Source organism: Qipengyuania flava, from assembly GCF_011762005.1.
In the GTDB taxonomy this organism is placed as follows: Bacteria; Pseudomonadota; Alphaproteobacteria; order Sphingomonadales; family Sphingomonadaceae; genus Qipengyuania; species Qipengyuania flava.
This window is the reverse complement of record NZ_JAASQU010000001.1, coordinates 1,228,631-1,243,707: the sequence shown is the minus strand read 5'-3', so window position 1 is coordinate 1,243,707 and position 15,077 is coordinate 1,228,631. Positions and strand designations below refer to the sequence as shown.

Here is a 15,077-nt window from a genome sequence, read left to right as displayed (position 1 = left end):
GCTTACCAAAAAGTAACCATAGAGGAGGTTCGCGATCACCGGGATGCCAGCGCCACAGGATGGGTTCGATCGCCGCACGATACCTGCAGCGGCACGCGAATCGCGTTTCGAATTGGCCGACGGGCATGCGATCAGGCGGATCGACTTGCCGGTTCCGGCCGGCACGGCGCGCGGTTCGATCCTGTTCCTGCCCGGCCGCGGCGACTTCTACGAAAAATACCTCGAAACGCTCGACCACTGGCACGGGCATGGCTGGCATGTAACAGCGGCAGATTGGCGTGGGCAGGCGGGTTCTGGACGCCTCGGGAGCGACGCTATCACCGGCCATATCGGCGATTTCTCCGACTGGACCGCCGACCTCGCGCATCTCTGGAACGCTTGGAAAGCCGAAACGCCGGGGCCGCACGTGCTGGCCGGCCATTCCATGGGCGGTCACCTCGTCACCCGTGCGCTTGTCGATGGGCAGGTCGATCCCGATGCGATGGTGCTGAGCGCGCCGATGATCGGCATGTCGGGCCCTCCGCTGCCACTGGCTCTGCTGCATGGCGTGGCACGGTTGATGACTGTGATCGGGGCGCCCACCCGACCGGCATGGAAATGGAGCGAGAAACCGGGCGAACTGCCTGCCAAGCGTTCCGACCTGCTCACGCATGACGCTGCGCGCTATGCCGACGAGGCATGGTGGCGCGAACGACGCCCCGAACTGGTCATGGGACCGGGCAGTTGGGGCTGGGTCGAACGCGCTTACGCTAGCGCGCGCAGGCTCGCCCGGGCCGGAGCGCTCGAACAGGTGACCGTGCCGGTTCTCGTGCTGAGCACCTCGGCCGACCGGCTGGTCAGCCACGAAGCTGCGGTGCGTGCGGCGCAGCGTCTGCCCAAGGGGGAACTGATCGCCTTCGGCGACGAAGCACGTCATGAAATCCTGCGCGAGGTGGATCCGGTGCGACGGCGCGCACTCGACGGGATCACCGAGTTCCTCGACCGGGTGGTACCTAAGGAAGGTGCGGCATGACCCACGATTTTGCCATTGTCGGCGCGGGGATAGCCGGTGCCAGCCTGGCGGCCGAACTGGCCGAATCGGGTGCCAGCGTGTTGATCCTCGAGGGGGAGGACAAGCCGGGCTACCATGCGACGGGGCGGTCGGCGGCATTCTGGGAAGAATGCTATGGTGGTCCGGAAATCGTGCCGCTCACGCTCGCTTCGGGCGCATACCTGCGCGAGAAGGGTTTCTTGCATCAGCGCGGCGCGCTCTACATCGCGCGTGAGGGTGACGAAGAGCTCGTCACCGATTTCATGCAGCGCTTCGTCCCCACCGGTGCGACGATCCAGCATCTCGGCCGTGGTGACCTTCAGAAGCGCTTGCCGGGTGTGCGGCACGAATGGTCGGATGCCATCTGGGAGCCCGTTTGCGCCGATATCGACGTTGCGGGGCTGCACGCACACTACCTCGCCCGGGCCCGTTCGGCTGGCGCGCTGCTCGAATGCCGTGCCCGGGTGTGCGGGATGAACCGCGCTTCCGGCAGCTGGACGATCGCGACCGAGACCGGCGCAAGCCATCGGGCCAAGACGGTGGTCAACGCAGCGGGCGCATGGGCCGATGAGCTGGCCGTCATGGCCGGCGCGAATCCCGTGGGTATCAAACCCTATCGCCGCACCGTGGCGCAGGTCCGTATCGATCCGCCGGTGTCCAACGATCTTCCGCTTGTCCTCGATCTGCGCGGCCGGTTCTATTTCAAGCCCGAATCGGGTCGTTTGTGGCTGAGCCCGCATGATGAAGAACCCAGTGTGGCCTGCGATGCCGCGCCCGAAGAACTGGCCGTGGCCGAAGCGATCGCCCGGCTCGAAGAGGTGGTCGACTGGAAGGTCGCGGCGGTGGAACACAAATGGGCGGGACTACGCAGCTTCGCACCCGATCGTCGGCCCGTTTATGGCCACGATCCGCAGGTCGAAGGCTTCGCTTGGTTCGCTGGGCAGGGCGGTTTCGGCATACAGACTTCCCCCGCTGCGGCGCGGCTAGGTCGCCAACTGCTGCTCGACGAGCCGCGCGATGCGATGACCCAAGGCCTCGATACGGGTCTCTACGCACCGGAGCGCTTCGGCTAGCCAAGCTCGCCTCATTTGTTAGTGTGCCCGCGATTTCAACACCATCGACGGGAGCGACAGATGGCGCATCATTTCAAGATCAAGAAGAACAAGGCCGGCGAGTTCGTGGCCTATTTCATGTACAATTCCGAACCGATCTTCTGGACCGAAGGCTATAAGTCCAAGGCCAGCGCCAAGAATGCGATTGCGTCCGTACAGAAGAACGGCCCCGAAGCCGAAACCGTCGACGAGAGCTGATCAGCCCTCGCGCATGATCCGGTCCGCCTCGTCACTGGCGAGGCGGTCCACGCGTTCGTTTTCGGGATGACCCGAGTGGCCTTTCACCCAATGCCAGTCGACCTTGTGGCGCGCGGTCAATTCGATCAAGTCGTGCCATAGTTCCGCATTGCGCACCGGCTTCTTGCTGGCGTTCACCCAACCTCGCTTTTTCCAGCCGTGGACCCATTTGGTGATGCCGTCGATCAGATATTTGCTGTCGGTATAGACATCGACCTCGCAGGGTTCGATCAGGGCGGACAATCCCTTGATCGCGGCGGTCATTTCCATGCGATTGTTGGTTGTATCGGCCTCGCCGCCCGACATTTCCTTTTCATGCGGGCCCATGCGCAGCAGCGCGCCCCAGCCGCCTGGCCCGGGATTGCCCTTGCATGCGCCATCGGTGAACAGTTCGACCTTCTTCATGCGAAGGCGCTCTGGCCGTTTGCGCGGTAGAATTCCAGACGGCGCATGAAATCCATCGGATCCTTGCGGCGGACCAGCGCATCCTCGGGTGTTTCGAGCCAGTCCTGCGCGCGGCTGGCGATAAAGCGCAGGCAGGCGCCCTGAGCCAGCAGAGGCAGCGCGGCGCGCTCGTAATCCGACAGCGGGCGCAGGCTCTCATAGCCCGCGATCAGCGCGGCGCCGAGCGCGGGGTCGCAGGCTTCACCGGTGTCGTCGAAGCACCACGCGGCATGCGTCACCGCAAGATCATAGGCCATCGCGCCGGTCGCGGCGAAATAGAAATCGATCATGCCCGTGACCTCGTCGCCCAGCATCAGAACATTGTCCGGGAACAGATCCGAATGGATAATGGATCCGGGCAGATGTTCCGGCCAGTCGGCGACGATCCGCGCCCCGATCGGCAGTATATCGGGCAGCGCCGGGTCGATACCCGCCAACGCATCTGTGCCGCATTGATCGAGAATCTCCAGCGTATCCTGCGGCTCGAGCGTGCTGTTGCGCGTGCCCGGGTAATCTTGTGCTGCCCGATGCATCTGTCCCAGCGCCGCTCCGACCGAGCGTGCCTGCGCCTCGGTCGGGGTGCTGGGAGACAGGCCGGGCAGAAATTCGATCAGCGCAACGGCCTTGCCATCGACCATGCGATAGGCTGCGCCATCGCAATCGTGGATCGTGCGGGGCACGGGGCAATTGGCGGCGGAAAGATGATCGAGCAGCCCAAGGAAGAACGGCAGGTCGTCGGTCTCGATCCGCCGTTCGTACATGGTCAGGATGAATCGCCCCTGCGTCGTTTCGAGCAGCCAGTTCGAATTCGAGACCCCTTCCGCAATGCCCTTGAACGAGAGCAGCCGACCGACATCGTAATGGGCGATCAGCTGCGCGAGATCCTCGGCACCCAGATGGGTATAGACGGCCACCTCAGTCGGTTAGCTGGCGCGGCAGCTTGAAGACCATGTTCTCTTCGGCGCTGGTGACGACCTGCTCTTCCACCTGGCGCCAGTCGGACAGGCGGTCGACCACTTCGCGGACCAGTTTCTCGGGGGCAGAAGCCCCTGCGGTCAGGCCGATCGTACCCACGCCTTCGAGCCAGCTCGGATCGATCTCGTCGGCGCGCTGGATCAGCCGTGCATCGGTGCCCAGTCGCTCGGCCACTTCGACCAGACGCAGAGAATTCGACGAGTTGGGCGCGCCGATCACCAGCACCAGATCGCAGCTACCGGCGATATCCTTCACTGCGGCCTGGCGATTGCTGGTGGCGTAGCAGATATCTTCCGCCTTGGGCGCGACGATCTGGGAGAAGCGCGCCTCGAGCGCGGCTATGATTTCGCGCGTGTCGTCGACCGAAAGCGTGGTCTGCGAAAGGTAGGACAGATCGTCATCGGGACCGAATTCGAGCCGCGCTACGTCCTCGACCGTTTCGACCAGTGTGATGCGGCCTTCGGGAACCTGCCCCATCGTGCCGATCACCTCGGGATGGCCGGCATGGCCGATGAACAGGATGTGCTGGCCCTTTTCGATCTGGCGTTCGGCCTGGCGATGGACCTTGCTCACCAACGGGCAGGTCGCGTCCACATAGAGCATCTTGCGCCGCTCGGCTTCGGCAGGGACTGTCTTGGGGACGCCATGCGCACTGAACACGACCGGGGCATCGTCAGGCACTTCGTCGAGTTCCTCCACGAAGACCGCGCCCTTGGCCTTGAGGCTGTCGACAACGTAGCGGTTGTGCACGATCTCGTGGCGGACATAAACCGGGGCGCCGTACTTCTGCAGCGCGCGCTCGACGATCTCGATCGCGCGGTCGACCCCGGCGCAAAAGCCGCGCGGGGCAGCGATCATGAGCTGGAGCGGCAGGCGCGGATCGCTGTCCGATACGCCGGGCGTGGATGGAAAGGGGGCGTTCATGTGTCGCCCTCTAGCGCTTTCGTGCAGGCCAAGCTAGGGCGTCCCGCAGCCCAAGGGGCTACGAATTCGAATGACCGCAAAAGGGAAATTAGCCGCATGACCATCCGCACCCGTCTGCTTCCCGTGCTTGCTCTGGGCCTGGTACTGGCCGGCTGCGCCAAGGAAGGCGATCTGGTCGTCAATCAGGGCGTCGGCATTACCGCGGTGCGGTCCACCTGCCCTGCGGTCGGCATTCCCGACTATACCGGCGACATCACCACCTTCCGCACCCCGGGTTCGACGACTCTGGCAGATCTCGACGTGACCGCGGCGATCACCAATCTGCGCTCGACCTGCAATGAGGACAGCGGCGACCGCGTCTATACCGAAGCCAGCTTCGACGTGGTGGCCCGCCGCAGCGATACGCGCGGCAGCCGCACGGTCACGCTGCCCTATTTCTCGACCGTGCTGCGTGGCGGATCGTCGGTCGTGACCAAGCGGGTGGGCTCGGTCACGCTGCAATTCGCCGATGGCGCGGAACGTGCCCAGGCACGCGGCACCGCCGCGGCTTACGTCAATCGCGCCGATGCCACCTTGCCCGCGGAAATCCGCGAGCAGATCACGCGCAAGCGCGAGCCGGGCGATCCCGATGCCGCACTCGACCCGCTGGCAGACCCGGCGGTGCGCGCGGCCGTGCAGCGGGCCACGTTCGAATTGCTGGTCGGTTTCCAGCTTACCGAAGCGCAGCTGCGCTACAACGCCACGCGGTAAATGGCGCGCCGCCATGGCGTCTTGCCATTTTGCGCCGATAGGCTAGGCGCGCGCCATGGCTGAAATGCAGACACTTCACGCGGCTTTCGCCGCCCGGATCGATGCGGTCCTCAACGCCCTCGAACTGGAAGGCGTGCTTCCCGCGGATACCCCCCGCGGCAACGTCACGGTGGAACCGCCCCGCGATCCCTCGCATGGCGACCTTGCCACGAATGCCGCCATGGTTCTGGCCAAGCAGGCCAAGACCAACCCGCGCGCGCTGGCCGAGAAGATCGTCGACCATCTCTCGCGCGAACCCGATATTGCGGCGGCCGAGATCGCCGGTCCGGGCTTCATCAATCTGCGGCTTGCCCCCGATGCATGGCGTCGCGAATTGCTGGCGATTGCCGACCTTGGCGACGCCTACGGTCGCTCGGTCATGGGCGACGGCAAAACGGTCAATGTCGAATATGTGTCGGCCAATCCGACCGGCCCGATGCACATGGGCCATTGTCGCGGTGCGGTGGTGGGCGATGCGCTGTGCGGCCTGCTCGAATGGGCTGGGTATCGCGTGACGCGCGAATATTACGTCAACGATGCGGGCGGGCAGGTCGATGTCCTCGCGCGATCGGCGCATCTGCGTTACCGCGAGGCGTTGGGCGAGCATATCGGCGCGATTCCGGAAGGCCTCTATCCCGGCGATTACCTCAAGCCGGTGGGCGAGCGGCTCGCGCAGGAATTCGGCCCCGCCTACAAGGATGCCGCCGAAAGCGAATGGCTCGGCCTGTTCCGCGAGCGTTCGGTTGCCGCGATGATGGACATGATCCGCGAAGATCTCGCGCTGCTGGGCATCCATCACGATCTGTTCTCGTCGGAAGCCGAACTGCAGGCGGCAAAGAAGCCCGAAGCTGCCGAGGCCTGGCTGCGCGAGAAAGGCCTTATCTACGACGGTGTGCTCGAAGCGCCCAAGGGCAAGGCCCCGCCCGAGGATTGGGAGCCGGTCGAATTGCCGCTGTTCCGCTCGACCGAATTCGGCGACGATCAGGACCGCCCGATCAAGAAATCGAACGGTGCCTGGACCTATTTCGGGGCCGATCTCGCCTATCATTTCCAGAAGGCCGAAAAGGCTGATGCGCTGATCGATATCTGGGGCGCCGACCATGCGGGCACGGTCAAGCGGATCAAGGCCGCTGTTGCCGCTTTGACCAAGGGCGCGGGCCGGGATGTCCCGTTCGATGTCAAGCTGGTCCAGATGGTCAAGCTGCTGCGCGATGGCGAGCCGGTCAAGATGTCCAAGCGTTCGGGCACATTCGTCACGCTGGCGGACGTCGTGAACGAGGTGGGCAAGGACGTGGTCCGCTTCACCATGCTGACCCGCAAGCCCGACGCCCAGATGGAGTTCGACTTCGCCAAGGTGGTCGAAGCATCGAAGGAGAACCCGGTATTCTACCTCCAGTATGCGCATGCCAGGATCCATTCTACGCTGCGCAAGGCGGGGGTCGCGCCGGATGCGGACAATCTAGACCGGCTGGGCGAGGACGAACTCGCGCTGGTTCGCGAAGCCGCGCAGTTTCCGCGGGTGGTCGAAGCCGCAGCCAAGGCGCGCGAGCCGCATCGCATTGCGTTCTTCCTCGGCGACCTCGCTGCCGCCTTCCACAGTTTCTGGAATGCGGGTAACGATGATCCCGCGAAGCGGATCATCCAGGAGGGCGATCCCGAACTGACTGCCGCGCGGCTGTTCCTCGCGGCTCAGGTCGGGCAGGTGATCCGCAACGGCCTTGCCATTCTGGGGGTCGAAGCGGTCGAGGAGATGTGACCATGACGGGGGCGACGCCATTCGGTACGGATGCCGATTGGAATGACGAAGACGAACTCGACCTGGCAGATGACGAGAGCCTTCCCTGGCTCGAAGCGGGCGAGGATGAGGAACAGGCGACGGGATTCGACACCTCGCGCATGGTCCTGCTCGGCGTGCTCGCGCTGGTCCTGCTCGGCCTCGTCGTCGGCACTATCTGGTTTGTCACCAACCAGGCTTCGGATGAACCGCCTGCCGATGGCAGCGTGATCGCGGCGCCCGAGGAACCTTACAAGAGCAAGCCCGACGATCCGGGCGGAAAGACTTTCGCCGGAACGGGCGACACCAGCTTCGCCGTCGGTGAAGGGCAAACCCGCGAAGGCAGGCTGGCCGAACCGGCCCCAGGGCCACAGACGGGTGCGGCCCCGACGATCGCGTCGACGGTCAACGAGGGGCCGCGCGCGCCAGCCGCGGCTGCGGGTACCGCGGTGCAGGTAGGGGCCTATCCGCGCCGCGAAGATGCCGAGGCCGCCTGGTCCAACCTCATGCGCCAGACCGAAGCGCTCAATGGGGTGCGGCACCGCGTGATCGAGGCGCAGGTCGATATCGGGAAAGTCTACCGGCTGCAGGCGCTAGCCGGCGACCGGGCTTCGGCGGATCGGCTGTGTGCAGCGCTGAAGGCCGACGGGCTGGCCTGCTTCATCAAATAGGTCGTCACTGGCGCCGCTTTCCACATCTGACGCGCGGTCGGAACTTGCGGGAAACGGCGTCGGCGCTCATTTTCTCGATATGACACCTGCCATTTTCGGCATTGCCGGCCCCTCTCTTTCGCAAGAGGAACGCGCCTTCTTCGCCGATGCCGATCCGGCGGGCTACATCCTGTTCGCGCGCAATTGCGAGAACAAGGGGCAATTGCGGCGGCTGACCGACGACTTGCGCTCGATTCACGGGCGCGAGCAGCTGATTATTTCCATCGACCAGGAAGGCGGCCGCGTGGCGCGGATGAAGCCGCCCGTGTGGCAGCGCTATCCTGCGGGCGAGGCTTTTGCGCGGCTGTGGGACATCGCACCCGCTTCCGCGATCGAGGCCGCACGCGCTAACGCCGAGGCAATGGGCCGCGAACTGGCGGAAATGGGCATCACGGTAGATTACCACGCGCCTTTCGACGTGCGCCGCAAGGAAACAGACGATGTAATCGGCGATCGCGCGCTGGGCAGCGATCCGCTGCAGGTCGCTGCGCTGGGCCGCGCAGTGCTCGACGGGATGTCGCGCGCAGGCATCGTCGGCTGTCTCAAGCATATGCCGGGACACGGCCGCGCAACCTGCGATTCGCACAAGGAACTGCCACGCGTCGCAGCGAGTGACGAGGATCTGGCGGTCGACCTGGAGCCCTTCCGCACTCTGGCGGCCCATCCATTGGGCATGAGCGCGCATATCGTCTTCGAGGCATGGGATACCGACCATCCGGCCACGCTGTCGGCCAAGGTGATCGACGAGATCATTCGCCAGCGCATCGGCTTCGACGGGCTTCTGCTGTCCGATGATATCGACATGCAGGCGCTCGACGGCTCGATTCCCGAACGCGCCCGCCGTGCGCTGAAGGCGGGGTGCGACATCGTCTTGAACTGCTGGGCGAAGATGGACGACCAGCGCGCGATCGCCGAGCAGTCGCCCGACCTCGGGGATGCGGCGGCCAAGCGGCTCGAACGCGTGCATGACGCGATGACGGCTCCGCAAGATGGTCCCGATACCACCGAATTGCTGGCCAAGCGCGACGCGCTGCTAGGGCTGGCGGAGGATCGCGCCGCGTGACGAACGACGGGCTTCTGTTCTCCGACCCCGTGCAGCCGGGTGAGGAGGACTGGGACGGCATCGCTGCCGAGGCGCCCGTGGACGAAAACGCGCTTTATCTCGAACTCGACGGCTGGGAAGGCCCCCTCGACCTCTTGCTCGACCTGGCCAGGCGGCAGAAAGTCGATCTGCGTTCGATCTCGATCCTCTCGCTGGTCGACCAGTATCTCGATTACATCGACCAGGCCGAGGCGCTGAAACTCGAACTTGCGGCGGACTATCTCGTGATGGCGGCCTGGCTCGCCTATCTCAAATCCGCCATGCTGCTGCCGAAAGAGGAGCAGGAGGACCCGAGCCCCGAGGAGCTGGCGCTCAAGCTGCAATTACGATTGCAACGGTTGGGCGCGATGCGCGATGCCGCCGCGCGGCTGATGGGCGGCAATCGCATCGGGCGCGATGTCTTCCTGCGCGGGGCACCCGAGGGCCTCGAAATCGAACGCAAGACGCGCTGGCGCTGCGACCAGTTCGCGCTGATCGAAGCCTATGGCCGGGTCAAGGCGCGCACCGCGCCCGCAATCCACATGGTTCGCGAACGACCCGTGATGACGCTGGAATCGGCTCTCGACCGGGTTTCTAACATGCTCGGCGTCACGCTCGACTGGGTGGAATTGCGCGATTTCCTCCCGCCGCATGCCGAACCGCGGCTGCGCAAGTCGGCGCTGGCCTCGAGTTTCGTGGCCGCACTCGAACTCGCCCGCCTGGGCAAGGCCGAATTGCAGCAGGACGACACGTTCGGTCCGCTCCACCTGCGCCGGGTGCCCGCCTGATGGACGCGCTGGCCCGCGCTGTCGAAGCCGCGTTGTTCGCAGCCGAGGAGCCGATGACCGCCGAAGCGATTGCGGGTCTCCTTGGCGATGCGGCCGTGGGCGATGTGCGCGCCGCACTGCGTCAGCTGGCGGAAGACTACGCACCGCGCGGGATCCAGCTCGTTGAACGGGCCAAGCGCTGGCATTTCGAGACAGCGCCCGATCTCGCCCATCTCCTGCGCCGGGAGAAAGAGCAGCTGCGCCGGTTGAGCCGCGCTGCCACAGAAGTGCTGGCGATCATCGCCTATCACGAGCCGGTCAGCCGCGCGGAAATCGAATCGATCCGCGGCGTGCAGACGAGCGGCGGGACGCTCGACGTCCTGATGGAGGCGGGCTGGGTCAAGATTGCCGGCCGGCGCGAGGTTCCGGGGCGCCCGACGATCTATGCGACGACCCCCGAATTCCTCGAACATTTCGGCCTCGCAAGCCGGCGCGACCTGCCCGGACTCGCGGAATTGCGCGCCACCGGCCTGCTTGATCCGGTCGAGGATGCCTATGAGGAACTGATGGGTGGGGACGAGGCCGATGCCGCGCAAGAGACGGCTGCGCACGATGATCCCGAGATCGACGAAGGCTGACTGGCGCTAAGCCGCGGCAACGCCTATATTCACAACCAAGCAATCGGAAAGAGAAGGTCCCATGGGTCTCAGTGTCTGGCAACTCGCCATCATCGCCGTCGTCGTCCTCGTGCTGTTCGGGCGCGGGCGCATCTCCGAAATGATGGGCGATTTCGGCAAGGGCATCAAAAGCTTCAAGCAGGGCATGAACGAGGACGAGGCGCCGGCCAAGCAGATCAGCCACGAGGCCAAGCCGGTGGACGAGGGGCTGACCGCCGACCAGGTCAAGCAGACCACCGACACCAAGTAATCCGCTAGCGGGCGGAGGCAGGCCATGTTCGATATCGGCGCCAGTGAATTGCTGGTGATCGTCATTGTGGCGATCCTCGTGATCGGCCCCAAGGACATGCCCAAGGCATTGCGCCATGCCGGCCGTTGGATCGGCAAGCTGCGCCGTATGTCGAACCATTTCCGCGCCGGTCTGGACGAGGTCGTCCGGCAGGCGGAGATCGAGGAAATGGAAGAGAAGTGGGCTGCGCGGAACAAGGAAATCATGGCGAAATACCCCGACGGCTCGACGCCCGAAGGGGGCGCCGAAGAGCGTAAACCGCCGGAGAACCTGCTAGCGGGTCAGGAGATGGAACCGCTTGCTTCGGCCGGAGAGACAGCCGATCCCGATGCCGCGGCGGAAGCCGCCATCAGGCGCGCGGCACCGGTGAAAGCACCCGAACACGCGCCCTCCGCAAATACCCCTGCTACCAATTCCGACGAGCCAATTCTCCCGCTCGATCCGCCACCCCCGGGCAAGGGCGGTTAAGATGGCGGTGATCAAGGATATCGACGAAAGCCAGGCGCCGCTGCTTGACCATCTGATCGAGTTGCGCGGCCGGCTGGTTCGCTGCGTGCTGGCGCTTGCGCTGGCCTTCGGCGTGTGCCTCTACTTCGCCGACCCGATCCTCGGGTTCCTGATCCAGCCGCTCAAGAACGCTTTTCCCGCGGGCGAGGGGCAATTGATCTTCACCAAACTCTACGAAGTCTTCTTCGTCGAACTGAAGGTGGCACTGTTCGCGGGGTTCTGCCTCAGCTTCCCGATCATCGCCAATCAGTTGTGGGCTTTCATAGCCCCCGGTCTCTATGCGCGCGAGAAACGCGCCTTTCTACCGTTCCTGCTGGCGACGCCGATCCTGTTCGGAATGGGTGCGGCGCTGGCCTATTACATCGTCATGCCCACCGCATTCGAGTGGTTCCTCGGCTTCGAGGGAAGTGCGGGCGGACTGGAAATCCAGGCGCTTCCGACGGCGAACGAATATCTCGGTCTGGTTATGCAGTTCATACTCGCCTTCGGCATGAGCTTCCTGCTGCCGGTGTTGCTGCTGCTGCTGCATCGCGCAGGCATCGTCACACGCGACCAACTGGTCTCGGCGCGCCGCTACGTCATCGTTCTGGTGGTCGCTCTCGCGGCGATCATCACGCCGCCCGATCCGGGATCGCAGCTCCTGCTGGCGATCCCGTTGCTGATTCTGTTCGAAGGCTCGCTGGTGCTGATGCGTCTGACCGAGAAGCGTCGCAAGGTCGAGCGCGAGGCGAATGAGGAATCTCAGTCCGCCTCGTAGACCTTGCGTCCACCGACCCAGGTTTCGAGTACGCGGGTCTCGCGCAATTCGGCGGGGCTGGCCAACATCGGATCGCGATCGATCAGCACGAAATCGGCACGTTCGCCGGGTAGCAGCCGCCCGAACCGGCCCTCGGCAAAACCGGCGAAGGCGGCTTCGCTGGTGAAGCCTGCAAGCGCCTGTTCGCGATTCACCCGTTCTTCCGGCCGCCAGCCGCCAAAAGGTTCACCATCGGCATCGGTTCGCGTGATGGCTGCAGCGAGACCGGCGAAGGGATCGGGCGATTCCACCGGAGCGTCCGAACCGAAGGCGAGCCGTCCGCCCAGTTCGAGAATGCTGTTCCAGGCGTAGGCACCCTCCAGCCGGTCGGGGCCAAGTCGCGCTTCGGCCATCTTTCGGTCGCTGGTCTGGTGGACCGGTTGCATGGAAGCGATCACGCCATTCTGCGCGAACTTCGGCAGGTCGGCGGGATCGACGATCTGCGCGTGTTCGATCCGCCAGCGACGATCGCCGGGGAAGCTCTCCGCGATTTCGGCGACCGCGTTGAGCGCATCCTCGTTCGCCGCGGTGCCGATGGCGTGGATCGCGGGCTGGAAATTGCCCTGTGCCGCGCGCACCAGTATGTTCCGCAGCTTGGCGGGGCCGGTCAGGGGCAGGCCGGTGTTGCCCGGGTCGTCGGCATAGTCCTGCTTGAGCCACGCGCCGCGACTGCCCAGCGCACCGTCGAGATAGATCTTGATCCCGTTCATGCGCAGCTTGTCGTCATAAAGCCATGGCGAAGGCCGTGCCCCGCCGATCAGCTCCATCTGGTCGGGCCCGGCGGCATAGGCCATGATCCGCAGTGTCAGCGCGCCCTTGTCACCCGCGCGGCGATAGGCCTGCCAGTCCTCGATCGTGGTGCCCATGTCGGCGGCCGCAGTGATGCCGTTTCGGTGCAAGACTCTCTGCGCTTCGGCCAGTGCGAGATCGCGTTCGTTGGGGCGCGGTGCGGGGATCGCCCGCGTCATCAGTTCTTCCGCCGCATCGACGAACACGCCCGATGGCACCTGCGAACCCGCGACGCGCTCGATCCGCCCGCCTGCGGGGCTCTTGCTGCGGGCATCGATCCCCGCCACTTCCATGGCCAGCGTATTGGCCCAGCCGGCATGGCCGTCGACGCGTTGCAGATAGACCGGGCGATCGGCCACCGCGCGATCCAGTTCGGCCGCGGTCGGAAAGCGCCCGAGGCCCCATTTCTCCTGGTTCCAGCCACGCCCGAGGATCCACGGACGGGCTTCGTTTTCAGCAGCGAAGGCACGGATCTTGTCGAGCGCTTCCTCGAGCGAATTGGTGTCCGACAGGTCGAGCGTCAGCGCGCCGATACCGATCCCCATGACATGCGCATGCGCATCGATCAGCCCGGGGATCATCACGGCGCCTTCGCCGTCCTCGCGGTAATCGGTCTGCGGTGCCTTGTCGCGCGCGGTCAGGACCTGCGCAATCGTGCCGTCATCGTCGATCACCAGCGCAGTGAAACGCTTCACTTTGCCATCCTCGCCGATCGTCAGCCCTTCGACATTGTCGATCAGCACGTCTGCCGCGGCGGGAGAGGCCAGAACGAGCGCGAGAGTGGAAGCGAGGAATTTGAATGACATGGCAGGCAGTCCCGTGGCGATTTGTCGCAGGGTGCGATAAGGCATAGCTTGGTGGAGGCAAACCCTTTCGGCGATTGCGCCATGCCCCGCCGAGCCGTAGGGGCGAAGGCTATGACCCAGGCTTCTCCCCAGCGTGCCGCCGGTAAGGCGACCGATCTTCTGACCCTCGACGATGTCCGTGCCGCGGCGGCGCGCATCGAAGGTGCGGTGGTCCGGACGCCGATGCAGCGTTCGCAGACGCTGTCGGAGATTACGGGGGCGGACATCTGGCTCAAGTTCGAAAACCACCAGTTCACGGCCGCCTACAAGGAGCGCGGCGCGCTCAATGCCTTGCTCCACCTGAGCGAGGAACAGAAGGCGCGCGGCGTAATTGCAGCCTCGGCGGGCAACCACTCGCAGGGGCTCAGCTATCACGGCCGAAGGCTGGGGGTCCCCGTCACGATCGTGATGCCGCAGACCACCCCGAGCGTGAAGGTGATGCAGACCGAAAGCGTTGGCGGGCAGGTCGTCCTGCATGGCGAGACTTTCGACGAAGCCTATGCGCATGCGCGTGAACTCGAACAGGAGCGCGGGCTGACCTTCGTCCACCCGTTCGACGACCCGCTGGTTGCGGCGGGGCAGGGCACGGTGGCGCTCGAGATGCTCGCCGAGAAGGACGATTTCGACTGCCTGGTCGTGCCGATCGGTGGCGGCGGGCTGATGAGCGGCATGGCCGCCGTAGCCAAGGCATTGAAACCCGAGATCGAGATGGTCGGAGTGCAGGCCGAACTGTTCCCGTCGATGTACTCTGCGGTCACGGGCGACGAGCGGCCGTGCGGCGGTGATACGCTGGCCGAAGGCATTGCGGTCAAGGCGCCTGGCCAGTTCACGCGGCAGATCATCGCCGAATTGGTCGACGAAGTGCTGCTGGTGAAAGAGCCGAAGCTCGAACATTCGGTCTCGCTGCTGCTGCAGATCGAGAAGACGGTGGTCGAAGGCGCAGGAGCTGCGGGTCTTGCCGCAGTGCTGTCCAACCCGGAAAAGTTCGCGGGCAAGACAATCGGGCTGGTGCTGTGTGGCGGCAATATCGACACCCGCCTGCTGGCCAATGTGCTGCTGCGCGACCTCGCGCGTTCGGGCCGCCTCGCGCGGCTGCAAATCGTGCTGCAGGACCGGCCCGGCGCGCTGTTCCGCGTCATGAGCGAATTCCACGCGCACAACGTCAACATCATCGAGATCTATCACCAGCGTATTTTCACGACGCTTCCCGCCAAGGGGCTGACCGCAGAGATCGAATGCGAAGCGCGCGATGGCGAGCAGATCGATCGCCTCGTCGATAACCTGCGCGCGAAGGGCTATTCGGTCGAACTCGCCGAACTCGCCTGACGCGC

17 protein-coding genes are annotated in these 15,077 nt (G+C 64.8%); 13 read left to right on the top strand and 4 right to left on the bottom strand.

The window, feature by feature from the left end; translation table 11 throughout:
* The first annotated feature begins 43 nt into the window (after positions 1 to 43).
* From FHS69_RS06155 to FHS69_RS06145, 3 genes are read left to right on the top strand one after another with little or no spacing between them, the layout of a single operon-like run.
* On the top strand, positions 44 to 1,012 hold the full coding sequence (locus FHS69_RS06155; RefSeq protein ID WP_166776917.1) for an alpha/beta fold hydrolase: 969 nt from the start codon (positions 44 to 46) through the stop codon (positions 1,010 to 1,012).
* On the top strand, positions 1,009 to 2,103 hold the full coding sequence (locus tag FHS69_RS06150) for an NAD(P)/FAD-dependent oxidoreductase (protein ID WP_166776916.1): 1,095 nt from the start codon (positions 1,009 to 1,011) through the stop codon (positions 2,101 to 2,103). The genes FHS69_RS06155 and FHS69_RS06150 overlap by 4 nt, the downstream gene beginning before the upstream one ends.
* 60 nt (positions 2,104 to 2,163) lie before the next feature.
* Positions 2,164 to 2,340: a YegP family protein gene (locus FHS69_RS06145; protein WP_067462839.1), complete on the top strand. Its 177-nt coding sequence runs from the start codon at positions 2,164 to 2,166 to the stop codon at positions 2,338 to 2,340.
* Here the strand turns inward: FHS69_RS06145 and rnhA are convergent, their stop codons facing one another.
* Genes rnhA through ispH form a run of 3 tightly spaced genes read right to left on the bottom strand, consistent with a single transcriptional unit; the run spans position 2,341 to position 4,722 of the window.
* Entirely contained in the window at positions 2,341 to 2,784 is a 444-nt protein-coding gene (rnhA, locus tag FHS69_RS06140; protein WP_067671716.1) for a ribonuclease HI, read from the bottom strand.
* Entirely contained in the window at positions 2,781 to 3,737 is a 957-nt protein-coding gene (locus FHS69_RS06135; RefSeq protein WP_166776915.1) for a homoserine kinase, read from the bottom strand. Before FHS69_RS06135 ends, rnhA begins: the two co-directional genes overlap by 4 nt.
* A 1-nt stretch (position 3,738) precedes the next feature.
* Positions 3,739 to 4,722: a 4-hydroxy-3-methylbut-2-enyl diphosphate reductase gene (ispH, locus tag FHS69_RS06130; protein WP_166776914.1), complete on the bottom strand. Its 984-nt coding sequence runs from the start codon at positions 4,720 to 4,722 to the stop codon at positions 3,739 to 3,741.
* 96 nt (positions 4,723 to 4,818) lie between these two features.
* Here ispH and FHS69_RS06125 point away from each other — a divergent pair, with 96 nt between their 5' ends.
* The 9 genes from FHS69_RS06125 (at position 4,819) to tatC (ending at position 12,073) form a co-directional block, all read left to right on the top strand.
* On the top strand, positions 4,819 to 5,472 hold the full coding sequence (locus FHS69_RS06125) for a hypothetical protein (RefSeq protein ID WP_067671722.1): 654 nt from the start codon (positions 4,819 to 4,821) through the stop codon (positions 5,470 to 5,472).
* 55 nt (positions 5,473 to 5,527) lie between these two features.
* The gene (gene argS, locus FHS69_RS06120) at positions 5,528 to 7,267 is read left to right on the top strand and encodes an arginine--tRNA ligase (RefSeq protein WP_166776913.1); all 1,740 of its coding nucleotides are present in this window, start codon (positions 5,528 to 5,530) and stop codon (positions 7,265 to 7,267) included.
* Positions 7,268 to 7,269: 2 nt separating this feature from the next.
* Positions 7,270 to 7,956, top strand: coding sequence for an SPOR domain-containing protein (locus FHS69_RS06115; protein ID WP_166776912.1), 687 nt, complete (start codon positions 7,270 to 7,272; stop codon positions 7,954 to 7,956).
* Positions 7,957 to 8,035: 79 nt separating this feature from the next.
* Complete coding sequence (gene nagZ / locus FHS69_RS06110; protein WP_166776911.1) at positions 8,036 to 9,058, top strand: beta-N-acetylhexosaminidase; 1,023 nt, start codon at positions 8,036 to 8,038, stop codon at positions 9,056 to 9,058.
* A complete protein-coding gene (locus FHS69_RS06105; protein ID WP_341801727.1) occupies positions 9,055 to 9,864 on the top strand; it encodes a segregation and condensation protein A in 810 nt (269 codons plus the stop codon). The genes nagZ and FHS69_RS06105 overlap by 4 nt, the downstream gene beginning before the upstream one ends.
* A complete protein-coding gene (scpB, locus tag FHS69_RS06100; RefSeq protein WP_166776910.1) occupies positions 9,864 to 10,481 on the top strand; it encodes an SMC-Scp complex subunit ScpB in 618 nt (205 codons plus the stop codon). Before FHS69_RS06105 ends, scpB begins: the two co-directional genes overlap by 1 nt.
* Positions 10,482 to 10,542: 61 nt before the next feature.
* Positions 10,543 to 10,770 carry a twin-arginine translocase TatA/TatE family subunit gene (locus FHS69_RS06095; protein WP_067462865.1) on the top strand — a complete coding sequence of 76 codons (228 nt, stop codon included), beginning with the start codon at positions 10,543 to 10,545 and terminating at the stop codon, positions 10,768 to 10,770.
* 24 nt (positions 10,771 to 10,794) lie between these two features.
* Positions 10,795 to 11,277 carry a Sec-independent protein translocase protein TatB gene (tatB, locus tag FHS69_RS06090; protein ID WP_166776909.1) on the top strand — a complete coding sequence of 161 codons (483 nt, stop codon included), beginning with the start codon at positions 10,795 to 10,797 and terminating at the stop codon, positions 11,275 to 11,277.
* 1 nt (position 11,278) lies between these two features.
* The gene (gene tatC / locus FHS69_RS06085) at positions 11,279 to 12,073 is read left to right on the top strand and encodes a twin-arginine translocase subunit TatC (RefSeq protein ID WP_208380097.1); all 795 of its coding nucleotides are present in this window, start codon (positions 11,279 to 11,281) and stop codon (positions 12,071 to 12,073) included.
* On the opposite strand, the gene FHS69_RS06080 is transcribed toward tatC, so the two are convergent.
* Positions 12,058 to 13,707 (bottom strand): amidohydrolase, encoded by a 1,650-nt coding sequence (locus FHS69_RS06080; RefSeq protein ID WP_166776908.1) that lies wholly within the window; start codon positions 13,705 to 13,707, stop codon positions 12,058 to 12,060. The genes tatC and FHS69_RS06080 overlap by 16 nt on opposite strands.
* A 111-nt stretch (positions 13,708 to 13,818) precedes the next feature.
* Between FHS69_RS06080 and FHS69_RS06075 the strand changes: the two genes are divergently transcribed.
* Positions 13,819 to 15,072: a threonine ammonia-lyase gene (locus FHS69_RS06075; protein WP_166776907.1), complete on the top strand. Its 1,254-nt coding sequence runs from the start codon at positions 13,819 to 13,821 to the stop codon at positions 15,070 to 15,072.
* Positions 15,073 to 15,077: the final 5 nt, after the last annotated feature.